Source organism: Phenylobacterium koreense (assembly GCF_040545335.1).
GTDB lineage: Bacteria > Pseudomonadota > Alphaproteobacteria > Caulobacterales > Caulobacteraceae > Phenylobacterium > Phenylobacterium koreense.
The window spans coordinates 1,382,260-1,406,007 of record NZ_JBEPLU010000001.1 but is presented as its reverse complement, the minus strand read 5'-3'; the positions used below and the strand labels follow the sequence as shown (position 1 = coordinate 1,406,007).

The window sequence follows — 23,748 nt, the reverse complement described above, 5'->3', positions numbered from 1 at the left end:
CCGCCTTAGAGGTCGGCGAACTTCTTGTTGTCGGCCACGAGTTTTTCCAGCAGCGCGGCGGGCTTGAACTGGTCGCCCATCTTGGCCTGGAATTCCTTCATCTTGGCCAGCACCTTCTCGGGGCCGACCTGGTCGCCGTACCACATCGGGCCGCCGCGATAGACAGGCCAGCCGTAACCGTTCTGCCAGACCACATCGATGTCGGAGGCGCGGATGGCCTTGCCTTCTTCGAGGATCTTCGCGCCCTCGTTGATCATCGGATAGATGCAGCGCTCCAGGATTTCCTGGTCGTCGATCTTCCGCGGGTTGGCGCCGGACTTCACGATGAAGTCGTGGATCACCTTCTCGGTGAAGGGGCTCGGCTTCGCGACGCGGTTCTCGTCGTAGTCATAGTAACCGGCGCCGGTCTTCTGGCCGCGGCGGTCGGCCTCGCAGAGCACGTCGCGGATGCTCTCGCCCTTGGACCTTTCCTTCACCCAGCCGATGTCCAGGCCGGCCAGGTCGCTCATGGCGAACGGGCCCATGGGGAAGCCGAAGTCGTAGAGCGCGCGGTCGATGTCCCAGGGCATGGCGCCTTCCATGACCAGCTTCTGGGCTTCGCGCTGGCGCGCGCCGAGGATGCGGTTGCCGACGAAGCCCGGGCAGACGCCGACCAGCACGGCGACCTTGCCGATCTGCTTGGCGAGCTTCATCGAGGTGGCGATCACTTCCTTCGAAGTATGATCGGCGCGGACGATTTCAAGCAGCTTCATCACGTTGGCCGGCGAGAAGAAGTGCAGGCCGATGACGCTCTCGGGACGCTTGGTCACCGAGGCGATCTCGTCGATGTCCAGGCCCGAGGTGTTGGTCGCCAGGATCGCGCCGGGTTTGCAGATGGCGTCGAGCTTGGTGAAGATGTCCTTCTTGATGTCCATCCGCTCGAAGACGGCCTCGATCACCAGGTCGACGTCCTTGAAGCTGTCTTCCATCGAGAGCGAGCCCGAGATCAGGCTCATGCGCTGCTCCACCTGCTCGGCGGTGATGCCGCCGCGCGAGGCGGTGCGTTCGTAGTTCTTGCGGATGGTGGCCAGGCCCCGGTCCAGGGCGTCCTGCTTCACCTCGACGATCACCACCGGGATGCCGGCGTTGGCGAAGTTCATGGCGATGCCGCCGCCCATGGTGCCGGCGCCGATGACGCCGACCTTCTTGATCGGGATGAGCGGCGTGTCGTCCGCCACGTCCGGAACCTTCTGGGCGGTGCGCTCGGCGAAGAACGAATAGCGCTGGGCCGCCGACTGCGAGCCGTTCATCAACTCCAGGAACAGCTTGCGCTCGGTGGCCATGCCCTCGTCGAACGGCTGGTTCACCGCCGCCTCGATGCAGCGGATGTTGTATTCCGGGGCCAGGAAGCCGCGGAACTTGCGGGCGTTGGCCTTGCGGAAGTCGGCGAAGATCTCGGGCTTGCCGCGGGCGGCCTCGACCTTCTCGTTCTGGTCGCGGATCCGGCGCAGCGGGCGGCCTTCGGCGACGACCTTGCGGGCGAAGGCGACGGCGGCTTCGCGCAGCTTGCCTTCCTCGGCCAGTTCATCGACCAGGCCGATGGCCTGGGCTTCCTTTGCGGGAACGTGGCGGCCGCTGGTCATCATCTCCAGGGCGCGCTCGGGGCCGACCACGCGGGGCAGGCGCTGGGTGCCGCCGGCGCCGGGCAGCAGGCCGAGGGCCACTTCCGGCAGGCCGAGCCTGGCCGACGGAACGGCGACCCGGTAGTGGGCGCAGAGGGCGACCTCGAGGCCGCCGCCGAGGGCGGTGCCGTGGATCGCTGCGACCACCGGCTTGGAGGCGCCTTCGATCTGGTCCTGCACGTCCGGCAGTTCCGGCGGGGCCATGGGGGCGCCGAATTCGGTGATGTCCGCGCCGGCGATGAAGGTGCGGCCTTCGCAGATCAGTACGATGGCCTTGGCTGCGTCGTTGGCGCTTGCCGCCTTGAACGCTTCGAACAGGCCCTCGCGCACGGGCGCCGACAGGGCGTTCACGGGCGGGGAGTTGAGCGTGATCACCGCGACGTCGCCGTCGAGCGTCAGGTCGGTCACCGAATTGATCTCGGCCATATGAGCGCATCCCTTGTTTTATGGAAATGGGCGGCTCGTGCCTTGGTCGCCCTGGATTCAAACGCTTGTTTACAGGCGGCGCCGGGCGGGCGCGAGTCAAAAATCCGTTGGCTTTGCGCGCCTTGAGCCCGGGTCTATGAGGCCTGGAAACTCATTTAAGGGGATAGGGTTATGGCGCTGGGTCTGTTCTCGCTCGAAGGGCGCGTGGCGCTCGTCACCGGCGGTTCGCGGGGCATCGGCAAGATGATCGCCAAGGGCTTCATCGAGGCCGGCGCGGCGCGGGTCTACATCTCCTCGCGCAAGCCGGCGGCCTGCGACGAGACCGCCGCCGAGCTGGGCGAACGCTGCATCTCGCTGCCGCAGGACATCTCGACCGTGGAGGGCTGCAAGGCCCTGGCCGAGCGGCTGACCGCCAAGGAGCCCAAGCTCGACATCCTGGTCAACAACGCCGGCGCCGCCTGGGGCGCGCCCTTCGACGAGTTCCCCGAGAGCGGCTGGGACAAGGTGCTGAACCTGAACCTGAAGTCGCCCTTCTTCCTGACCCAGGCGCTGCACGCCGCCCTGACGGCCGCCGCCAGCCACGAGCAGCCGGCCAAGGTGATCAACATCTGCTCGATCGACGGCATCCGGCTCAATCCGCAGGAGACCTATTCCTACCACGCATCCAAGGCCGGGCTGATCTACCTGACCCGCCGGATGGCCGCGCAACTGGTCAAGGACTCGATCAACGTCACCGGCATTGCGCCAGGCGCCTTCGCCTCGGAGATGAACCGCGTGGCCCGCGACCAGGGCGACCAGGTGGCCAAGCGCATCCCCTCGCGCCGCATCGGCCGCGACGAGGACATGGCGGCCGCGGCGATCTACCTGGCCAGCCGCGCCGGCGACTATGTGGTCGGCGAGACCATCGCCGTGGACGGCGGCGTGGCCTTGGCCAGCACCGGCGCCCTGTAAACTTTATAGCGAAGGCCACGCTTTCGCCCATTCTGCGTTATGACCTGCTCGAGAACAGCGGGCGTGGCGTTTGAGCGAGTCGGAACCTAAGCCGCCTTCGAGGCCGGCTCGTCGCAAGCGGCGGGCCGGAACGATCGTCGCCGCCCTGGTGATCGTCAGCTTTGCTGCCGGAACCACCATCTACCTGACGCGGCGGACGATCGCTCGCGAGGTGCTGGTCGGCTGGCTGGAGGCGCGGGGCGTGCCGGCCGAGGTGGACTTTCGCGAGTTCGACTTCGGCGGCTTCACCGCACGAGTGCGGGCGGGCGCGCCGAACGATCCCGACGTCTCGATCTCCCGGGTCGAGGTCCGCTATGGCCTCACCGGCTTCTGGCAGGGCGAGCCCCTGGGCGTGCGAGTGATCTCGGTGCGTCTTTATCGGCCGGTGCTCAAGGCCGCCTTCAGGGACGGCAAGCTCAGCCTCGGCGGGCTCGACCCGCTGGTCGAGGAGTTCGCCAGGCGCCCGCCGCAGCCGCAGGCGCCTCAGCCACGGGTGGAGATCCGCCGTGGCGTCCTCAACCTCGCCACCGACTACGGCCCGATGAAACTCACCGGCGACGGCCGGCTGGAGCGCGGCAAGCTCATGGCTCTCGACGCCCGGCTCGATCCGGTGCGTCTGCGCGGGAAAGGACTGGAGGCGGGGCTGGGCGAAGCGCGATTGCGGCTCGCCACCACCCGGGACCGGACCGATATCCAGCTGACTGCGCCGGTCGCCGACTTCCGGGGCGGCGGGGCGAGCGTTCGCGACGCCCAGCTCAGGCTTTCCCTCCAGGGCCCCTATCCGGACCTGAAGCGGCATCAGGACGAGGGCGGGGTTTCGGCCCGTCTCGAACTGGCCGGCCAGTCCTTCGCCATGGGCGAGGATCGCGTCGAGGGCGCCAGCCTGGTCGCCAATTTCGATGGGGTGACACGCGGCTGGATGGACACGCTGGTCGTGCACGGCGACGGAGACGTCAAGCTCACCGCCCGCGAAGGACGCGCCCGGGGTGTCGAGCTGCAGCAGATCGCCTCCGACGTTTCTCTCGGCGATGTGCGCTGGACCCGTTCGGTCGGCGACGTGGTTTCGGCCGAGACCAGCGCCCGGGCCTCCATCGCCTCGGGCCGTAGCGGCGACCTGCGGCTCGCGGCCACCCGTGCGGACGTCGGCGGGCTGGTCGCCTTCGACCCCAAGCGCGTGGATCTCTCGCTGCGGGGCTCGGTCGCCGGGCGCGGGGCCTGGTCGGGCCTTGGCCCAGTCGCGGCGGGCGATCCGCCCGAGACGGCGGCGCTCAAGCGCGCCCTGGCCGGCTTCCGGTTCGCCGCCTCTTCGGTGGAGGTCAGCGCCTCGCGCGAAGACCTCTCGATCAGCCTCGGCGTTCCGGTGCGCCTGCACACCGACACCGGCGGGGAGGTGACGCTCTATCGGGTCGGCGGACCGATCTTCGCCAACGACCAGGGCGCGTTCGACCTAAAGGTCTCGGGCGGCGGCTTGCCGGAGGCCGAGCTCGCCGTCAGCCGCTATGCGCTGACCAAGGATGGCCTGGTCGCCAAGGCCGCCATGAAGGCCAAGGGCGGCTTCGCGCAGGTGAGCGGCGGCGACATCGAGGCTGAGGGCGATATCCGCCTGGCCGACGGGGCGATCACCTTCATCAGCCCCCGCTGCATCTCCCTGGCCGCCGACCGTGTGGAGCTCGGCGAGAACGACCTGGAACAGGTGGACGGCCGGCTCTGCCCCGGCTCGGCGCCGCTGGTCAGCTTCGCCGATGGGAGCTGGCGGCTTAGGGGCAAGGCCGAGGGGCTGGCTGGTCGGATTCCCTCGGTCGAGGCCGCCTTCTCGCAAGGATCGGCTACGGTCGACCTCTCCGGCTCGGGCGGGCGCATGGCCGGGCAGGTCGGGCTCGCCGACGTGCGGGTCGAGGACACCGCCGCCGAGAAGCGCTTCTACCCGGTCCGCGCCGCCGGTCGCGCCATCGCCAGGGCCGGCGGCTGGACCGGGATGTTCGACGTAACCGATCCGGAGCGCCGCCGCCTGGCGAGCGGGACCTTCAGGCATGGCGCCGACGGGCGAGGGGCGGCAGACTTCGACACCGGCCAGCTCGCCTTCGCTGCGGATGGCCTGCAGCCGGCCAAGCTCTCGCCGCTGGCCGAGCTGATCGCCTCGCCGGCCACCGGTTCGGGACGGATGACCGGCCAGATCGCCTGGTCGCCGGACACCTTCACCAGCCACGGCGATCTCGTGGTCGACCGGCTCGACTTCGTCAGCCCCATGGGACCGGTCGTCGGCCTCGCAGGACACGTGGCGCTGAGCAGCCTCTTGCCGCTGGCCGCCGCGCCGGGCCAGGTCATGACCGCCGAGGCGGTCAACACCCTGGTTCCACTGACCAATGTCGATGTCCGCTTCGGCCTCGCCGAGGAAGCGGCCGTCGTCGAAGGGGCCAGCCTGGCGGTCGGGGGCGGGAGCCTGGTCTTCGAACCCTTCACCCTGCCGTTCGACACCACCAAGCCCTGGACTGGCGTGGTGAACTTCAACGTGGTCGAGATGAAGGACCTGGTGGAAGCCTCGCCCTTCGGCGACCGGGTGGACTTGCAGGCGAAACTCTCGGGCCGTGTCCCGTTCGCCGTCAGCCCCGAGGGCGTGCGCGTCACCGACGGAAACCTTTATGCGGTCGCGCCGGGTCGGCTCTCGATCCTGCGTGAGGCCCTCACGCCGGTCGCCTCGACGCCGACAGAGGCCGTTGTCAGCGGCGCCGTCACCGGCGTGCAGGTGCCGTTGGCGAGCGCCTTGTCCGGCGGCGGCCAGGTGAACACCTTCAGCGAGTTCGGCTACCAGGCCATGGAAGACCTGGCCTTCGACACGCTGGACGCTCAGGTGAACAGCCAGGAGAACGGGCGGCTGGGCGTGCTGATGCATCTGAAGGGCCGGCATGATCCGCCCCAGCGGCAGGAGATCCGCCTGACCCTCATGGAGCTCATCCGGCGGGACTTCATGAACAAGGCGCTGCCGTTGCCGTCGGGGACCAAGGTCGACCTGACCCTCGACACCTCGATCAACCTCGATCAAATCCTGAAAGACTTCGCCGACTTCCAGGCGCTGCGCGGTTCACACCCCGTTCAGCCGTAAAGCGCCACCTTGGACCTAAGACCTGGAGACGAGCCTATGACGAAAAACCTCGCCGCAACCGCCGTGCTGGCCGGCGCGGCCATGCTGGGCGCCTGTACGCCGACGGTGCGCGTGGAGGTGGCGCCGATCTCCATCTACGCCAAGCTGGACGCGGACGTCCGCCTGCGCCTCGACGACGACGTCAAGGCCTTGATCCAACAGAACCCGAACCTGTTCTAAGAAGGGGATGACCATGACCTTCAACAAGCTGATGGCCCCGGTGGCCGCGGTCGTCGCCAGCCTCGCCGTCGCCGGCGTCGCCCAGGCCGAGCCTGCCGCCGCCAAGGCCGCCGTGGACGCCGCCAAGGCGCAGGGGATCGTCGGAGAGCAGAGCGACGGCTTCCTGGGCTTCGTGAACGCCGGCGCGGCCAGCGCCGAGGTCCGCGCCGCCGTGTCCGAGATCAACGCCGGCCGGCGCCAGCTCTACGCCCAGGCCGCGACCCAGAACGGGGTGAGCCCGGCCGCCGCCGGCGCCTCAGCCTTCCGCACCGTCGTTCAGGGCCGCCTGCGTCCGGGCGACTTCTACCAGAACGCCGGCGGCGCCTGGGTGAAGAAGTAAGGAAAGTGGATGAGGGGGAGCCGCCAGATGGCCTAAGTCCCCCGACCCGCCCCTGGCGTCTCTACCCCTCATCCATCGGGCATGGCCCGAACCTGTCGGGTGATCGGGACGAGGAAGCGACCGAATACTAGCTTCCTCGTCCCTCACCCTATCCGTCCCCTGTCGGAGCGCGGATTCCGTTCGCCGGCCGGAGCGTGAGGCTCCTCCGGGCGATCTCCTCTTTCAGTCCGCCTAGGGCGAAAAAGCGAGCCCGCCCGGCCCAAGGACTGGGCGAGCTCGAGGAGAGACGACTGGGCTCGTGGATCCCTGACCCAGGCAAGCCTGGTCAGGATCTCTCGCGCCGGCCGAAGCCGGAGCTTTTTACAAGCGTCGAGTCTGCTGTAACGCCCGGCCGGCGGCATCGGGAAGAGACTTTGACGTGCAAGAAGGCGTGTCTGTCACAGGCTGACCTTGTAATAATTGTAAATCTGTGACAATCCGACTCCATGGCCCCAGCCAATACGGATCGGAAGCTCTTCCTCGGCGCGCGGCTCAAGCGGCTGCGCCGCGACCTCGGCCTGACCCAGACCCGGATGGCCGAGGATCTGGGGGTCTCGCCCAGCTATCTGAACCTCTTGGAGCGCAATCAGCGGCCGGTCACCGCCCAGGTGCTGCTGCGCCTGGCCGAAGCCTACGACCTAGATCTCAAGAGCCTGTCGACCGATCCGGAATCCAGCGGGGCTACCGGCCTGGCCGAGATCTTCTCGGACCAGCTCTTTCGCGACCTGGGCGTCGCCCGGCACGAGATCGCCGAGGTGGCCGACAGCGCCCCGGCGGTGTCGGAGGCCATCGTCCGTCTCTATCGCGCCTATCTCGACCAGCGGCGCCTGACCGACCTCGGCTCCATCAGCCGGCCGGAGGAGGGCGCCTCGGCCGGTTCCGCGGTCCTGCCGTCGGACTGGGTGCGCGACTTCATCCAGTCGCAGAAGAACTACTTCGCCGAGCTGGAGGACGCGGCCGACGAACTGGTCGCCGAACTCGGCCATGAGCCGCTGGACTTCGCCCTCGCCGCGCGGGAGCGGCTGGCCAAGCGTCACAACATCAGCGTCCGGGTGGTGCCGCTGGAGGTGCTGCCGGAATCCGTCCGCCGCTACGACCATCACCGCAAGCGGCTCTTCCTGTCGGAAGTCCTGACCGCCGCCGGCCGCGCCTTCGCGCTCGCCTACCAGCTTTCGATCCTGGAACACGGCGCTCTGCTCGACGCCCTGGCCGAGCGCGCCGGGCCGCCGGACCGGCCGACCCGCGCCCTGTTGAAGGTCTCCCTGACCAATTATCTGGCCGCGGCCCTGCTGATGCCCTACGCCGCCTTCCACGAGGCGGCCGAGCGCGCCGCCTATGACATCGAACTCGTCCGCTCCCGCTTCGGGGTCTCGTTCGAACAGGCCTGTCACCGGCTCACCACCCTGTCGCGGCCGGGCGCGCGCGGGGTGCCGTTCTTCATGCTGCGGGTCGATTCGGCGGGGAACATCTCCAAGCGCTATGCTGGGGCGACCTTTCCCTTCTCCCGCTTCGGCGGCACCTGCCCGCGCTGGAACATCCACTCCAGCTTCCGCACCCCCGGGCGCATCGTCACCCAGATCGTCGAGACCCCGGACGGCCAGCGCTACTTCACCCTCTCGCGCACGGTCAGCCGCTTCGCATCGCCCTATGGAGAGGATTCCGAACTCGCCGTCGGCATGGGCTGCGAACTGAAGTTCGCCGAGCGCCTGGTCTATTCCCGCGGCATCGACCTGCGCGACCCGGTCGCCACCGCCATCGGCCCCGCCTGCCGGATCTGCGAGCGCCCGGCCTGTCCCCAGCGAGCGGCCGAGCCGATCAACCGTACACTGATGGTTGACGACTTCACCAAGTCCATCTCGCCTTATCCGTTCGCATCGGGCTGACGCCTTGCGCCGCAAGGGGCATGCGATAGAGAGGGGCGAGACGGAGGCGCAGATACCTCCGTTACCAGACGGAGTCAGGGGCATAGATGGCTGAACGCAAGAGCGCCCGTTCGACGGATCGCTTCCGCCGAAAGCGCGACGCGATCCTGGACGCCTCGACCGCCATCATGAACGAGCGCGGCGTGAAAGGGTTGACCCTGGCCGACGCCGCCGCCGCGGTCGGTCTTTCCACCACCAGCGTCACCTACTACTTCAAGCGCAAGGACGACCTGGCCGCCGGCTGCATGCTGCGCGGCATCGCCTGGCTGCAGGCGACGACCGACGAGGCCCTCGCGGCGCCCAATCCGCCCCAGCGCCTGGCCCGGCTGCTGCAGCTCTATTTCGAACGCGTCGCCCGCGCCGCGACCGGCGCCGAGCCGCCCTTGCCGACGCTTTCGGACCTGCGGGCGCTGAAGGACGCGCAGCGGGCCGAGGTGTTCGAAGCCTATATGCGCCTCTTTCGGCGTGTGCGGACCCTATTCGACTCGCCCGACATGGCCTGGCTCAGCCGCGGCCGGCGCACCGCCCGCACCCACATGCTGCTGGAGCAGCTCTTCTGGTCGGCGACCTGGCTGCCGAAGTACGACCCCGAGGACTACGACCGGGTCCGCGACCGCATGTACGATATCCTGGTCGGCGGCTTCGCCATCGAGGGCGCGACCTGGGCGCCGATCCCCGTGCCGCTGGCCGAACTCGCCGCCCGCGAAGGGCCCGACATGAGCCGCGAGACCTTCCTGCTGGCCGCGACCCGCCTGATCAACAGCCGCGGCTACCGCGGGGCCTCGGTGGACAAGATCTCCGCGGCCCTTAACGTCACCAAGGGCTCGTTCTACCATCACAACGAGGCCAAGGACGATCTGGTGGTCGCCTGCTTCGACCGCACCTTCGACGTCATGCGCCGGGTGCAGCGCCTGGCGATGGCCATGGACGGAACCCAATGGCAGCGCATCTCCAGCGCCGCCGCCGCCCTGGCTGAATATCAATTGTCCGAGTACGGCCCGTTGCTGCGGGTCTCGGCCCTTTCGGCCCTGCCCGGCGAGATCCGCACCGAGCAGGTGGCCCATTCCGATCGGGTCTCCGACCGCTTCGCCTCGATGATCTCCGACGGCATCGCCGAGGGGTCGATCCGGCCGATCGACCCGGTCATCGCCGCCCAGATGCTGAACGCGACGCTCAACGCCGGCGCCGAGCTGGGCTTCTGGGTGCCCGGCATCACCCAGAAGGCGGCGCCCTCGGTCTTCGCACGGCCCCTGCTGATGGGGATATTCACCCGCTAAGGCGCGACCTAGGCGCTTTGGGCGACCGTGTCGTCCAGGGCCGCGGCCTGAGCCTTCTCGCTCCACACCTGTTCGACCACCTGCAGCAGCCGCTCGGCGGTGATCGGCTTGGTGATGTGGCCGTCCGCCCCGGCGCGCTCGGACGCCTCCGCATGTTCGGGCATGGCGTTGGCGGTCAGGGTGTAGATCGGCGTGCGGCGGCCAAGCCGCGCCTCACGTCGGCGGATGGCCGAGATGGCGGTCAGCCCGTCCATCACCGGCATCTGCATGTCCATCAGGATCAGGTCGAACTCGCCGCGGGTGGCTTCGTCCACCGCCTCGGCCCCGTTCTCCACGCTCACCAGCTCGACGCCCGCGGAGGTCAGGATCAGCTCCACGACCCGGCGGTTGGTCGGATGGTCCTCGGCCAGCAGCACCCGCATGGCGTCGAGCGCGGCCTCCTCGGCGGCGTCGTTCTCATGCTCGCCCCACATCTCCACGACACCCTGGCGCCGCGGCAATTCTAGCTGCAGGACGAAGGTCGCGCCCGCGCCCGGGGTGGCGGTGGCCGACAGCGAGCCGCCCATCGCCTCGGCCAGCGAGCGCGAGATCGAGAGCCCAAGGCCCGTTCCGCCATACCGCCGGGTGATCGAGCCGTCCGCCTGCTCGAAGCGTTCGAACAGTCGCTGCCTAGCCGTCTCGTCGAAGCCGATGCCGGTGTCGGACACGGTGAAGGTCAGATGGGTGGTGGTTTCGTCCCGCTGGGCCGCGACCTGCAGCCGGACCTCGCCCTCGGTGGTGAACTTCACGGCGTTGCCCAGCAGATTGGTCAGGATCTGGCGGATGCGCGCGCCGTCGCCCTCGAACGCGCCCTGCGCATAGGGCTCGATCTCCACGCTCAGCCGCAGGCCCTTGGCCTGGGCGGTGGCCTCGAACAGGGATGAGCAGGCCTTGACCGAGGCGGCCATGTCGAACGGCTCGCGGCGAAGCTCCATGCGGCCGGCTTCGATGCGGGCCAGGTCCAGGATGTCGCTCAGCAAGGCTTCCAGGGTCTCGGCCGAGGTTTCGATCAGCCCCACCATCTCGGCCTGCTGCGGCGAAAGCTCGGTCCTGGCCAAGGCCCCGGCGACGCCCATCACGCCGTTCAGCGGCGTGCGGATCTCGTGGCTCATATTGGCGAGGAACTCGCTCTTGGCCTTGTTGGCCGCCTCCGCCTCGCCGGCGAAGCGCACCAGGTCGCGCTGGGCGTGGTGGCGCGAGCACTCGTTCGAGGCGATGGCCGCGAGATCGGTCAGGTAGGCGGCGAGTTCGGGATCGAACGTCCGCGGCGTCTCGCTGGCCACGCAGACCACGCCGATGGGCTGACCGCTCGCCAGCCGGATTGGCGCGCCGGCATAGAACCGGACCTGCTCGGCACCGGTCACATAGGGATGCCTGGCGAAGCGAGGGTCTTCGAGGGCGTTCGGCACCCACAGCAGCGCATCATCGCGCACCGCCACCTCAGAGAAGGCCTGGTCCTCGCAGATCTGCTCCTTGGACCACTTGGGCGTCACGCTGGCGTGCCAGGTGCGTTCGGCGTCGACGATGACCACGTCGCCCAGGTCCAGCCGGGAATAGGCGCGCGCCAGCCGGCCGATCCGCTCGAAGGTCGGCTTGAGGTCGTCCAGGTCTAGCGTGGCGATAGCCGCCAGCCGTGCAGCTTCGGCCCGGGATGTCTCACCAGGAGCGGACATATTCTTCCCCCTGACGTTTTGCGCGAAGATCGGCTCGTGGAGTTAAATTTCCGTCTTTTGCGTGAAACGCTGTTCGGTATGGCTAGAGCAGTCTGATCTCCCGCAGCCTTTCCTTGAGGAACTCGTCGGCCGTGATCGGCGCAAGGCCCCGGTCGGGATGCTCGGGCGTGACGCAGCCGGGCAGGGTGCGGATCTCGTAGTCCGGGTTGAAGTGCAGGAAGAACGGCGTCGAATAGCGCGAGAACCCCCGGCGTTCCGGCGCCGGGTTCACCACCCGGTGCGTGGTCGAGGGCAGCACCTGGTTGGTCAGTCGCTGCAGCATGTCGCCGATATTGCAGACCAGCGAGCCGGCGGGCGGGTTGATGGCCAGCCACTGGCCGTCCCGTTCCAGCACCTCCAGCCCAGCCTCTTCGGCACCCAGCAGCAGGGTGATGACGTTGATGTCTTCGTGCGCGCCGGCGCGGATGTTGGGGCCGTCGGCCGGGATCGGCGGATAGTGCAGCAGGCGCAGGATCGAGTTGCCCTGGTCCACCGTCGAATCGAAGAAGTGGCGGTCGAGCTTCAGATAGGCGGCCAGGGCTTCCAGCACCTTGCGGCCCATGGCGTCCAGCGCGTTGAACAGCCAGGCGATCTCGGTGTGGAACGCCGGAACCTCCGCCGGCCAGACATTCTTGGGCATGTAGGCGGCGAACGGGTGGCCCGCCGGCAGGTCCCGGCCCATGTGCCAGAACTCCTTCAGGTCGAAGTGTTCGGCGCCCTTGGCCGTCTCGATGCCGAAGGGGGTGTAGCCGCGCTGGCCGCCGACCCCGACCACATAGGCCCGCTTGACCTCGTCGGGCAGGGCGAAGAACGCCTTGGCCGCGCCGATCGCCGCCTCGATCCGCGCCTGCGGCAGCGGGTGGTCGGAGATCACCGCAAAACCGTAGCGCGCGAACGAGCCGCCCAGGTCCTGGGAGAACCCTGCGAAATCGCCTTCGAAGCGCTTGAAGGAGACGGGGTTGATCGTCGGAGTGGTCACATTCGATCCTTCACCCGGCGGTCGCCGGGAACCTTGACCGTGGGGCGGGCGTTCGCACCGAAGTTCCATTCAGGAGAGCGTAGATGCGTAGCTGGACCGCCCTTGCGGCATGTATTTTGGGAGCGGCCGCCATGTCGGCCTGCACCACTGTGGACCCCTACACCGGACAGGCCGTCCGCAACAACACCGGGACTGGCGCGATCGCCGGCGCGCTCGGCGGAGCGGCCCTCGGCTACCTCACCAACACCAACCGCAGCGAGCAGGGCCGCAAGAACGCGCTCATCGGGGCGGGGATCGGCGCACTGGCCGGCGCGGGGGTCGGCAACTACATGGACCGCCAGCAGGCCGAGCTTCGCCGCGAACTGGCCGGCAGCGGCGTGGAGGTCCAGCGCCAGGGGGACAACATCGTCCTGCAGATGCCCAGCGACGTGACCTTCGGCTTCGACCGTTCGGACATCCAGCCCCAGTTCTACGGCGCGCTCGACGACGTCGCCCGCAGCCTGAACAACTATCCGCAGACCCTGGTCGACATCATCGGCCACGCCGATTCCACCGGTCGCGCCGACTACAACCAAGCTCTCTCCGAGCGCCGCGCCCTGGCCGTGGCCGACTATCTCACCAACCGCGGCGGCGTGCTGCGCGATCGCCTCTACGTGGCCGGCCGCGGCTCGACCCAGCCCATCGCCTCCAACGACACCGAAGAAGGCCGGGCAAAGAACCGCCGGGTCGAAATCATCGTCCGGCCCTATACCGGCTAAGCGCTTCTCCATCGGCGGCGCTCTCGCGGGCGCCGCCCCCCCGTTGCGCGCTCCGGTCTTTGCCCGCAAATAAGCTGATACGCGGCCTCCGGAGCGGGGCGGGCGAAGGCAGGAGCACCGATGGCGGCCGAGGTCGTGGGCATGAACCTTGGGCACGGCGTGGCCCTGCTGGCCGCGGGCGTCGTCGCCGTGCCGCTGTTCCGCAAGCTCGGCCTCGGCTCGGTGCTGGGCTATCTCGCCGCCGGCCTGGTCATCGGTCCCTTCGGCCTGCGGCTGTTCACCGATCCCCAGGCGATCCTCCACGTGGCCGAGCTGGGGGTGGTGCTCTTCCTCTTCGTCATCGGGCTCGAGATGCGGCCCGCCAAGCTCTGGAGCCTGCGCACGGAAATCTTCGGGCTGGGGGTGGCCCAGGTCCTGGTCTGCGCCGCCCTCCTGTCCGGAGCCGCCATGCTCGCCGGCCTCGCGCCGGCCGCCGCGGCGATCGGAGCCAGCGGTTTCGTGCTCTCTTCCACCGCCGTGATCGTCCAGATGCTCGACGAGCGGGGCGAGACCTCGACCGACGCCGGTCAGCGGGCGATATCGATCCTGCTGCTGGAAGACCTCGCGGTGGTTCCCCTGCTGGCCCTGGTCGCCGTGCTCGCGTCGCTAGGCGGCGCGGCCGTCGAGGGCGACCGCCCGGCCTGGCTTGGCCTGCTCATCGGCGCCGGCTGCATCGGGGTGGCGATCGCGGCCGGACGCTGGCTGCTCAACCCCTTCTTCCAGATCCTGGCCCGAACCGGCGCGCGGGAGATCATGACCGCCGCGGCGCTGCTGGTCGTCCTGGGCGCGGCGCTCTTCATGCAGTGGGGCGGACTCTCCATGGCCATGGGGGCCTTTCTGGCCGGGGTGATGCTGTCGGAGTCGGTCTTCCGCCATCAGCTCGAGGCCGACATCGAGCCGTTCCGCGGCATCCTGCTGGGCCTCTTCTTCCTCAGCGTCGGCATGTCGCTGGACCTCTCGGTGGTCCTGGCCGAATGGCGCCTGGTCCTGGCCGGCGTACTGGCCTTCATGACGCTCAAGGCGCTCGGCATCTATGCTGTCGCACGGCTGTTCCGGGCTGGCAGTCGCGAGGCCGTTCAGCGCGCGGCCCTCTTCGCCCAGGGCGGGGAGTTCGCCTTCGTGCTCTATGGCGCGGCCGCCGCCGCCGGTGTGCTGGACGCCCGCGACAGCGCCGCGCTCACCGCCGTGGTGATCCTGTCCATGGCCCTGACGCCCCTTGTGGTCATCCTGCTGGACCGGCTGATGCCGCCGCCGAAGGTGTCGATGGACGGCGTCGAGGTCGCGGCCAATCTGCGGGGCCGGGTGCTGATGATCGGCTTCGGCCGTTTCGCCCAGGTGGTCAGCCAACCGCTGCTGGCTCGCGGCATGGAGGTCTCGCTGATCGAGAACGACGTGGACATGATCCGCGCCGCCGGGACCTTCGGCTTCAAGGTCTATTACGGCGACGGCTCGCGGCTGGACGTGCTGCGGGCCTCCGGCGCGGCCAACGCCGAAGCCATTCTCGTCTGTGTCGACAAGCCGGAGGTCGCCGACCGCATCGTCGAAATGGTCAGGGACGAGTTTCCCCTGGCCAAGATCTTCGCCCGCGCCTTCGACCGCGGCCACAGCCTGCGGCTGGTGAAGGCCGGGGTGGATTATCAGATCCGCGAGACCTTCGAATCGGCCCTGACCTTCGGGAAGAACGTCCTCATCGACCTGGGCGTCGACGAGGTCGAGGCCGCCGACATCGTCCGCGACGTCCGCCGCCGCGACGCCGAGCGGTTCGAACTGCAGCTCGCCGGCGGCATCGAGCAGGGGCGGTGGCTGATGCGGGGGAACATGGCCACGCCGACACCGGAGCCGTTCTCAGTTCCGCGACACGGCGGGCAGGCGCTCAACGAGGAGGCCGCCGACGCCTTGGGCGAGGAGCCGAAGGAGCCTGTGAATTAGAGTTTCATCAGTTGATGAACTTTTTCGTCCGACCCGGTTCTCAAGCGGCCGCTAGCAGCTTAAAGGGGCTCACATGGCTGGAAAGACGCGTAACGACGCCGCCGAGGCCCTCGCCGGGCTCCTGTTCGACGGCATGACCATCATGGCCGGGGGCTTCGGGCTCTGCGGCATTCCCGAAAACCTGATCGCCGCCATCCGCGAGTCCGGGGTGAAGAACCTGACGGTCGTCTCGAACAATTGCGGCGTCGACGGCTTCGGCCTCGGCCTCCTGCTGGAGGCGGGCCAGATCCGGAAGATGATCTCGTCCTATGTGGGCGAGAACAAGCTGTTCGAGCAGCTTTACCTCTCCGGCGCGCTGGAGCTGGAATTCAATCCGCAGGGCACCCTGGCCGAGCGCATCCGCGCTGGCGGGGCGGGCATTCCGGCCTTCTTCACCAAGACCGGGGTCGGCACCCTGGTCGCCGAGGGCAAGGAAGTGCGCGAGTTCGACGGCGAGCTCTATGTCATGGAGCGGGGCCTCACCGCGGACCTGGCCATCGTGAAGGCCCATGTCGGCGACGCCGAGGGCAACCTCGTCTATCGAAAGACCGCCCGGAACTTCAATCCGATGATGGCCACGGCCGGCAAGGTCACGATCGCCGAGGTCGAGGAACTGGTCGAGATCGGCTCCATCGACAAGGACCACATCCACACCCCGGGCATCTATGTCGACCGGATCGTCAAGGGCGCGGTCTACGAGAAGCGCATCGAGCGCGTGACCACCCGTCCGAAAGAAACGCAAACGGGCGAAGAGAAGGCGAGCGCTTAAGATGGCCTGGACCCGTGATGAAATGGCCGCCCGGGCCGCGGCAGAGCTGCACGACGGCTTCTATGTGAACCTCGGCATCGGCATCCCGACCCTGGTCGCCAACTACATCCCCGCGGGGATGCACGTGACCCTGCAGTCGGAGAACGGCATGCTGGGCATGGGGCCCTTCCCCTATGAGGGCGAAGCGGACGCCGACCTGATCAACGCCGGCAAGCAGACCATCACCGAGCTGCCGTCCTCGTCCTATTTCAGCTCGGCCGACAGCTTCGCCATGATCCGAGGCGGCCATATCGACCTGTCGATCCTCGGCGCCATGCAGGTGGCCGCCAACGGCGACCTCGCCAACTGGATGGTCCCCGGCAAGATGGTCAAGGGCATGGGTGGAGCCATGGACCTGGTCGCCGGCGTCAAGCGCGTGGTCGTGGTCATGGAGCACACCGAGAAATCGGGCGCGCCCAAGCTGGTCAAGGCGTGCTCCCTGCCGCTCACCGGTCAAGGCGTGGTGGATCTCGTGGTCACCGACCTGGGCGTCTTCGACGTCAACCGCGGCAAGGGCCCGCTACGGCTCACCGCCCTGGCGCCCGGCGTCAGCCTCGACGAGGTGAAGGCCAAGACCGAGGCGCCGTTCGAGCCCGTCCTCTAACAGCCTTCCATCCGCCGTCTTTCGGCGCGCATCATCCGGGTGCGGCCCTCGCGCCGTTTCGGGATGATGCGCCATGAAGCCTTTCCCTCTCGCCGCCGCGGCGGCCTTCCTCGCACTGGTTGCGGCCCCCGCCGGCCAGGCGGCGGGGCAGCTCCGGACGGCGGTCTTCGCCGGCGGCTGCTTCTGGTCGACCGAGAAGGCGATGGAGGCCGTGCCCGGCGTCACCGCCGCGGTGTCCGGCTATGCGGGCGGCGCCATGGCCAACCCCACCTATCAGAACCATCGGGGCCACCTGGAGGCGGTGAAGGTCACCTACGATCCGGCCCGCATCAGCTACGCGGCCCTGGTGGACGCCTTCTTCCACAGCATCGACCCGACCGACGCCGGCGGCCAGATCTGTGACCGCGGCCCGTCCTATACGACCGCCGTCTTCGTCGCCGGTCCCGAGGAGACGAAGGTCGCCCAGGCGGCGAAGACCCGCATCGGGGAAGCCATGGACCAGCAGGTGGCGACCCGCATCCTGACCGGCGGCCGGTTCTGGCCGGCCGAGGCCTATCATCAGGACTACGCCAAGAAACACCCGGCCAGCTACAACGCCTACCGCATCGGCTGCGGGCGCGACCGGGCGCTCAAGGCCGTATGGGGACCGGCAGCCCGGTGACCGGATCGCGCGGGGCCGGCGAAAAGCCCTCCCCGATGAACAGGGCCGCCTTGCGCGTGCGCTTGCTGTCCAGCCGCGCCCCGATGATCTCGGCGCCGCCGACAGCTCGGAAGTCGCCCTTCATCTCGTCCAGATAGATCTCGTCCAACGCGACCGCGAGGACCCTTTCGCCGTTCGCGCTCGTGAGCGGGTTGGTGCTCTCGGCCTGGTTCTGCGGATGGGCCTCGCGCACCCACATGACCAGCGGCGGCTCGCCGTTCTTTCCAAAATAGTCGCGTCCGTAATAGGCGGCGGCGTTGAACAGGAAGCGGTCGTTGACCGCGATCGAGCTCAGGGCGCCCTTGGGTTCGCGCATCGCCCGGTCGGCGATCTCTTCGGTCATCTGCTCCCAGCCCTTGGCGCGCTTGAAGGCGTTGGTCAGGTTCAGCTTCTCGGCGATTCCCTGGTTCAGCACGCAGGCGAGGAACACCGCGGCCACCGCGCCCTGCAGGGCGAGGGCGGCGACCAGCCACCACTTGGCGCGCCAGCGGATCAGCCAGGCGGCGGCCAGCACCACCGCGGCCACATAGCCCGCCGCCGCCCAGTTGGCGTTGGCCCGGCTGACGAAGGCCTGGATGGTGACGATCAGCAGGGCCGGGACGGCGAAGCACAGCAGCATCAGGTCCGCCGGCTGCAGGCGCTTGCGGACCGCCAGCAGGACGCCGCCGCCGATCAGCACCGCGAAGGGGATCGGGCCGAAGACGCCGAACTGCGAGAGGACGAACTCGCCAAGCTCTCCGAAGTTGAACAGCGACCGGGCGTTCCAGTTGGCGTTGGCCGCCGTGTGCTGGACCGTGGCGAAGCCGTGGCGGGCGTTCCAGATCAGGTTCGGCGCGACGACCGCCAGGCCGGCGGCCAGCGCCAGCGCCGCCGCCCGCCAGGTCCAGCCGCTCCGCGCCTGACGCGAGAAGGCCAGATGCAGGGCGATCCCGATCAGGCCGTAGACGGCGGCGTACTTCGAAAGGAAGGCCAGGCCAAGCGAGGCGCCCAGGCCCAGGGCCAGCAGGTCCTGCCTTCGGCCACCGGCCTGCGGCGTCTCCACATAGGCCAGCAGCGCCAGCGCCAGGAACAGCAGCATCGCCGCGTCGGTGGCGACCACCAGCGACGAGACCTGCACCGCCGGCATCAGCAAGTAGAGCGCCGCTGCGGTGAATCCGGTGGACGGCGCATAGAGCCTGCGCCCGATTCCGTAGACGCACAGTGTCGTCAGGCCATGGAGCAAGGGCGACGACAGGCGTACCCAGGGCTCGGCGTTCCCGCCGATCGCGGTGGTCGCCCAGATGAGCCACGCGACCACCGGCGGCTTGGAATAGTAGCCGAAGTCGAGCGTCCGCGACCAAAGCCAGTATTGCGCCTCGTCAGGATGCAGCTCGAGCCGCGTGGCGAACAGCGCCACCAGACGCACCGCCGTCAGCGCGGCGGTGATCAGGAGCGTGGCGCGCCAGTACTGGGCATGGCCGTGTGCGGACGTTTGTCTCGAAATCAAGAGCGTCTCTGGTCGCAGCGGGTGGAAAGGAAAGGGGCGAGGGCGTGTCCGGAAAGTGACAGGCGTCGGTATATTAGCTGGTTGTCCCCTGTGTTGCGTCACACGTCACGAATCCGTCACCCAACGACGAATTTTCCACGCTATAGGCCCCGAACCAACTGGAGGGTGAGCCAGGGGCTCATCCACCAGTCGTAAAAAGTCAGGGGATATTCATGAATAAGATGCTTCGTCGCGCCCTCTGGGCGTCGACCGCGCTGGCTGGCGGCATGCTGGTCAGCAGCGTCGCCATGGCGCAGTCCAGCGGTACGGCCGCTGTCGAAGAACTGGTCGTTACGGGCTCGCGCGGTCCGGCTGACATCGGCGGCGTGATCGTCGCGGAAGTCGAGCCGAAGTCCCGCGCTTCCATCGATTCCGCGTTCATTTCGACCCAGGCGCCTGGTCAGACGATCCTTTCGTCCCTGAACCTCATGCCGGGCGTGAACTTCACCAACAACGACGCCTACGGCTCGGCCGGCGGCGACATCACGATCCGCGGCTTCGACGCGCAGCGTATCGCCCTGCTGTGGGACGGCGTTCCGCTGAACGACAGCGGCAACTACGCCATCTATCCGAACCAGCAGCTCGATCCCGACCTGATCGAGAAGGCGACCGTCAACCTCGGCACCACCGACGTCGACAGCCCGACCGCCGCGGCCGCCGGCGGCACCATCAACTACGTCACCCGCAAGGCCGCCGACGAGTTCGGCGTGCGCGGCGAAGTGGCTTTCGGCAGCAACAACTTCCAGCGCTACTACGGCACGCTCGAAACCGGCCGCGTCGGCCCGTTCGGCACCAAGGCGTGGATCTCCGGCCTCTACACCTCGAACGATCTCTTCAAGCCGCACGACGCTGCGAAGCAGCCGAAGGGCGAGATCGAAAAATGGCAGATCAACGCCCGGATCGACCAGGAATTCGGTGATTTTGGCCAGGCCAGCCTGATCGCGAACTACAACGAGAACCGCAACAACTTCATCAACCGGATCTCGCTGGCGAACTTCAATCAGCACGTCTCGCCGTCCTACTCGGAGACCTGCGTGCGCCCCGCTCCCGGTCCCGGCGCTCAGGATGACAAGACCTGCCCGACCAACTTCTACGGGCTGAACATCAACCCCTCGAACACCGGCAACATCCGCGGCCTCTCGTCGTGGAACCTGTCGGACAAGCTGGTGCTGACGGTCGACCCGTCCTTCCAGTACACGCTCGCCAACGGCGGCGGCGGCGGTTACTGGAACGAGACCGACCCGCAACTGATCGGCAACACGAACGCCGCGGGCGTGGACCTGAATGGCGACGGCGACGTCGCTGACCGCGTCCTGCTCTATCGTCCGAACACGACGAACACCCGCCGCTACGGCGTCACCTCGTCGCTGATCTACAAGTTCGCCGATAACCAGAGCGTCCGCGTCGCCTACACCTTCGACCGCGCCAAGCACCGCCAGACCGGTGACGTCGGCTTCATCGACGCCAACGGCCATCCGGAAAACCCGTTCGCGGGCAAGGACGGCGAAGGCACGCCGGTCGTCGGCGCCGACGGCATGAACCTGCGCCGTCGCGACCGCCTGTCGATCGCCACCCTGAACCAGATCTCGGTCGAATATCGCGGCCGGTTCGTCGACGACAAGCTGCTGGTCAACGTCGGCCTGCGTGCGCCGTTCTTCAAGCGCGAACTGAACAACTTCTGCTACCAGCAGAACACCTTCAACGCCTACTGCACCACCCAGATCGGCTCGCCGGTCGCGGGCACGGACGACGGCACCGGGCGCCCGCTCGTGACGTTCCCGCAGGCCGCTCTCAACAGCAACGCGGGCCTTCAGTACGGCAACCCGCGCAAGTGGGAGCTGAAGTACGACGACGTCCTGCCGAACGTCGGCCTCAGCTACGACCTGACCGACGCCTGGACGGTCTATGCGAGCTACGCCGAAACCCTCTCGGCTCCGCGCACCGACGACCTGTACGACCAGATCCTGGTCGATCCAGGCCCGGAAACGAACAAGGCCTTCGACCTCGGCCTGCGCTACCAGACGCCCCAACTGATGATCCAGGGCGCGGTCTGGATGAGCAAGTTCAGCAACCGCATCGAGCGGGTTCTGGACGAAGCCAACGGCATCTCGTTCTCGGCGAACGTCGGCGACGTCGACCTGAAGGGCTTCGACGGTCAGATCGGTTGGCAACCGACCGAATACCTGAGCGCCTACGCCTCGTACTCGTACACGGACTCGGAAATCCAAGGGAACATCAAGGGCGTGTCGCTGCCGACCGCAGGCAACATGCTCTATGAGAACCCGAAGCATCAGGGCGCCGTGCGGGTCACCTACGATCCGATCGAATCCCTGGCCTTCGGCGTCCAAGGCAAATTCGTCGGCGACCGCTGGTCGAACCTGACCAACACCGAGAAGTTCCCGGGCTACACCGTGTGGGATGCGGACGTGCGCTGGAAGCTCGACCAGTTCGGCCTCGAAGGCACCTACCTGCAGGCCAACGTCGCCAACCTCTTCGACGAGCGTTACCTCGGCGACATGACCACCAACCTCGAAGGCACCGCCCTGGCCCAGCCGGGCTTCCGGCGGACCTTCATCCTGACCCTGCACGCCGAATTCTAAGGCGCGCATCGTAGGAGAGAGAGGGCGGCTGCAGCGATGCAGCCGCCCTTTTTCGTTGTGGTCTTGACGGGCGGGGTTCATCCGCCCATCTGCGCGCGTCCGAGGAGAAGGTAGGCCATGTCCGTGATCGTTCCCGCCGAGTGGGCCCCGCACCGCGCCATGTGGCTCGGCTTCCCCAGCCATGAAGACCTCTGGCAGGAAGACCTGGCCCAGGCCCAGGAAGAGGTCGCCGCCCTGGCGCGCGCCCTGGCCGGGCCCGGCCGCGAGCAGGTCAAGCTGATGACCGGCACGCCCGAAGGCGAGGCGACCGCCCGCCGCCTGCTAGGCGACGTGGCCGGCGTCGAGATCGTGCCCGGCCGCTTCGGCGACATCTGGTTGCGCGACACCGGCCCGATCTTCACCAAGGGCGCCGCCGGTGACGAGGCGCGCGGCTTCGTCTTCAATGGCTGGGGCGGCAAGTATCTCCTCGACCACGACGACGAGGTGGCCGAGCAGATCGCGACGGCCTCGCGCACGCCGCTGGTCATGCAGAACTACATCCTCGAAGGCGGGGCCGTGGACCACGACGGGGAGGGCACGATCCTCACCACCGGCCAGTGCCTGCTGAACGAGAACCGCAATCACGGCTGGACCCAGGCGATCGCCGAGGCGGCCCTGGCCGAATCCCTGGGCGCCCGCAAGGTGATCTGGCTGGGCGAGGGCCTGGCCAACGACCACACCGACGGCCACGTGGACAACCTGGCCCGCTTCGTCGCGCCCGGCGTCGTCGTCTGTCCGATCGCCTATGGTCGCGGCGATGTGAACGCCGACGCCTACGACGCCGCCGCGCGCGTACTCGCCGAATCCACTGACGCGGCCGGCCGCCAGCTCAAGGTCGTGCGCATTCCTTCGCCGGGTTGGATCGACAACGGCGAGGGCCGCGCCGCGCCCGCCAGCCACATGAACTTCATCATCGCCAACGGCGCGGTGATCATGCCGACCTACAAGGAAGGCCAGGCCGCGGAGCTGGCGCTCCAGGGCCTGAAGACCGTCTTCCCCGACCGCGAGGTCATCGGCCTGCCGTCGAACGCCATCCTTTCGGGCGGCGGTTCGTTCCACTGCATCACCCAGCAGGAGCCCGCCTGATGGCCCGCACGATCAACGTCGCCGCGATCCAGACCTCCTACGGGATGGATCTTGCCGCCAACATCAGGAAGACCGCGGACTTCATCCGCGAGGCCGCCTCCCAGGGCGCCCAGGTGGTCCTGCCGTCCGAGCTGTTCCAGGGCCCCTATTTCTGCGTCGCCCAGGAGGAACGCTGGTTCGCGGAGGCCCACCCCTGGCGCGAGCACCCGTGCGTCACCGCCCTCGCGCCGCTGGCGGCCGAGCTGGGCGTCGTCCTGCCGATCTCGATCTTCGAGCGCGAGGGGCCGCACTATTTCAACAGCCTGGTCATGGTCGACGCCGACGGCTCGCTGATGGGCGTCTATCGCAAGAGCCATATCCCCGATGGCCCGGGCTACATGGAGAAGTACTACTTCCGGCCCGGTGACACCGGCTTCAAGGTCTGGGACACGCGCTTCGGCCGCCTGGGCGTAGGCATCTGCTGGGATCAGTGGTACCCCGAGTGCGCCCGCGCCATGGCCCTGATGGGCGCCGAGGTGCTGTTCTATCCGACCGCCATCGGTTCGGAGCCGCATGATCCGACCCTCGACACCGCCGCCCCCTGGCGCCGCGCGATGCAGGGCCACGCGGTCTCCAACGTCATCCCGGTGGTCGGCGCCAACCGCACCGGCTTCGAGCCGTGGGAAGGCTATCCCAATGGCGGCCAGAGCTTCTACGGCTCGTCCTTCATCGCCGACCATCGCGGCGACCTGGTTTCGGTTCTCGGCCGCGAGGACGAGGGGATCGTGCAGGCCAGCTTCGACCTCGACTTCCTGTCAACTCATCGCGCTGCCTGGGGCTTCTTTCGCGACCGCCGAACCGACCTCTACGGCGCGTTGACCGGGCCGCGTCCGGCCTGA

18 protein-coding genes are annotated in these 23,748 nt (G+C 68.2%); 14 read left to right on the top strand and 4 right to left on the bottom strand.

What is annotated here, in order from left to right; genetic code table 11:
- Positions 1-5: 5 nt before the first annotated feature.
- Complete coding sequence (locus tag ABID41_RS06960; RefSeq protein WP_354297355.1) at positions 6-2,087, bottom strand: 3-hydroxyacyl-CoA dehydrogenase NAD-binding domain-containing protein; 2,082 nt, start codon at positions 2,085-2,087, stop codon at positions 6-8.
- Between the two features lie 171 nt (positions 2,088-2,258).
- Here ABID41_RS06960 and ABID41_RS06955 point away from each other — a divergent pair, with 171 nt between their 5' ends.
- From ABID41_RS06955 to ABID41_RS06930, 6 genes are all read left to right on the top strand, one after another.
- Positions 2,259-3,038 (top strand): SDR family oxidoreductase, encoded by a 780-nt coding sequence (locus ABID41_RS06955; RefSeq protein ID WP_331929336.1) that lies wholly within the window; start codon positions 2,259-2,261, stop codon positions 3,036-3,038.
- A gap of 70 nt (positions 3,039-3,108) precedes the next feature.
- Positions 3,109-6,177: an intermembrane phospholipid transport protein YdbH family protein gene (locus tag ABID41_RS06950; protein ID WP_354297354.1), complete on the top strand. Its 3,069-nt coding sequence runs from the start codon at positions 3,109-3,111 to the stop codon at positions 6,175-6,177.
- A 36-nt stretch (positions 6,178-6,213) separates the two neighbouring features.
- Entirely contained in the window at positions 6,214-6,396 is a 183-nt protein-coding gene (locus tag ABID41_RS06945) for a YnbE family lipoprotein (RefSeq protein WP_331931465.1), read from the top strand.
- 13 nt (positions 6,397-6,409) lie between these two features.
- Positions 6,410-6,775 (top strand): YdbL family probable chaperone protein, encoded by a 366-nt coding sequence (locus ABID41_RS06940; protein WP_354297353.1) that lies wholly within the window; start codon positions 6,410-6,412, stop codon positions 6,773-6,775.
- Between the two features lie 485 nt (positions 6,776-7,260).
- Entirely contained in the window at positions 7,261-8,697 is a 1,437-nt protein-coding gene (locus ABID41_RS06935; RefSeq protein ID WP_331932959.1) for a helix-turn-helix domain-containing protein, read from the top strand.
- An 86-nt stretch (positions 8,698-8,783) separates the two neighbouring features.
- Positions 8,784-10,013 (top strand): TetR/AcrR family transcriptional regulator, encoded by a 1,230-nt coding sequence (locus ABID41_RS06930; protein WP_331932960.1) that lies wholly within the window; start codon positions 8,784-8,786, stop codon positions 10,011-10,013.
- An 8-nt stretch (positions 10,014-10,021) separates the two neighbouring features.
- Here ABID41_RS06930 and ABID41_RS06925 read toward each other — a convergent pair whose 3' ends face one another.
- Together ABID41_RS06925 and ABID41_RS06920 are read right to left on the bottom strand one after the other, a co-directional pair.
- The gene (locus tag ABID41_RS06925) at positions 10,022-11,725 is read right to left on the bottom strand and encodes a GAF domain-containing hybrid sensor histidine kinase/response regulator (protein WP_331932961.1); all 1,704 of its coding nucleotides are present in this window, start codon (positions 11,723-11,725) and stop codon (positions 10,022-10,024) included.
- An 82-nt stretch (positions 11,726-11,807) separates the two neighbouring features.
- A complete protein-coding gene (locus ABID41_RS06920; RefSeq protein WP_331932962.1) occupies positions 11,808-12,743 on the bottom strand; it encodes an isopenicillin N synthase family dioxygenase in 936 nt (311 codons plus the stop codon).
- Between the two features lie 83 nt (positions 12,744-12,826).
- On the opposite strand from ABID41_RS06920, the gene ABID41_RS06915 reads away from it, so the two are divergent.
- The 5 genes from ABID41_RS06915 to msrA all read left to right on the top strand — a co-directional run bounded on the left by ABID41_RS06915 (position 12,827) and on the right by msrA (position 17,581).
- Entirely contained in the window at positions 12,827-13,501 is a 675-nt protein-coding gene (locus ABID41_RS06915; RefSeq protein WP_331932963.1) for an OmpA family protein, read from the top strand.
- A gap of 120 nt (positions 13,502-13,621) precedes the next feature.
- Complete coding sequence (locus tag ABID41_RS06910) at positions 13,622-15,469, top strand: monovalent cation:proton antiporter-2 (CPA2) family protein (protein WP_331932964.1); 1,848 nt, start codon at positions 13,622-13,624, stop codon at positions 15,467-15,469.
- Positions 15,470-15,542: 73 nt separating this feature from the next.
- Positions 15,543-16,277 carry a CoA transferase subunit A gene (locus ABID41_RS06905; protein WP_331932965.1) on the top strand — a complete coding sequence of 245 codons (735 nt, stop codon included), beginning with the start codon at positions 15,543-15,545 and terminating at the stop codon, positions 16,275-16,277.
- Between the two features lies 1 nt (position 16,278).
- The gene (locus ABID41_RS06900) at positions 16,279-16,920 is read left to right on the top strand and encodes a 3-oxoacid CoA-transferase subunit B (RefSeq protein ID WP_331932966.1); all 642 of its coding nucleotides are present in this window, start codon (positions 16,279-16,281) and stop codon (positions 16,918-16,920) included.
- A gap of 73 nt (positions 16,921-16,993) precedes the next feature.
- Complete coding sequence (gene msrA / locus ABID41_RS06895; RefSeq protein WP_331932967.1) at positions 16,994-17,581, top strand: peptide-methionine (S)-S-oxide reductase MsrA; 588 nt, start codon at positions 16,994-16,996, stop codon at positions 17,579-17,581.
- Here the strand turns inward: msrA and ABID41_RS06890 are convergent.
- A complete protein-coding gene (locus tag ABID41_RS06890; RefSeq protein WP_354297352.1) occupies positions 17,550-19,106 on the bottom strand; it encodes an ArnT family glycosyltransferase in 1,557 nt (518 codons plus the stop codon). The genes msrA and ABID41_RS06890 overlap by 32 nt on opposite strands.
- Positions 19,107-19,318: 212 nt before the next feature.
- Here ABID41_RS06890 and ABID41_RS06885 point away from each other — a divergent pair, with 212 nt between their 5' ends.
- From ABID41_RS06885 to aguB, 3 genes are all read left to right on the top strand, one after another.
- The gene (locus ABID41_RS06885) at positions 19,319-21,745 is read left to right on the top strand and encodes a TonB-dependent receptor (protein ID WP_331927825.1); all 2,427 of its coding nucleotides are present in this window, start codon (positions 19,319-19,321) and stop codon (positions 21,743-21,745) included.
- Between the two features lie 117 nt (positions 21,746-21,862).
- The gene (locus tag ABID41_RS06880) at positions 21,863-22,870 is read left to right on the top strand and encodes an agmatine deiminase family protein (protein ID WP_331927827.1); all 1,008 of its coding nucleotides are present in this window, start codon (positions 21,863-21,865) and stop codon (positions 22,868-22,870) included.
- On the top strand, positions 22,870-23,748 hold the full coding sequence (aguB, locus tag ABID41_RS06875) for an N-carbamoylputrescine amidase (protein WP_331927829.1): 879 nt from the start codon (positions 22,870-22,872) through the stop codon (positions 23,746-23,748). The genes ABID41_RS06880 and aguB overlap by 1 nt, the downstream gene beginning before the upstream one ends.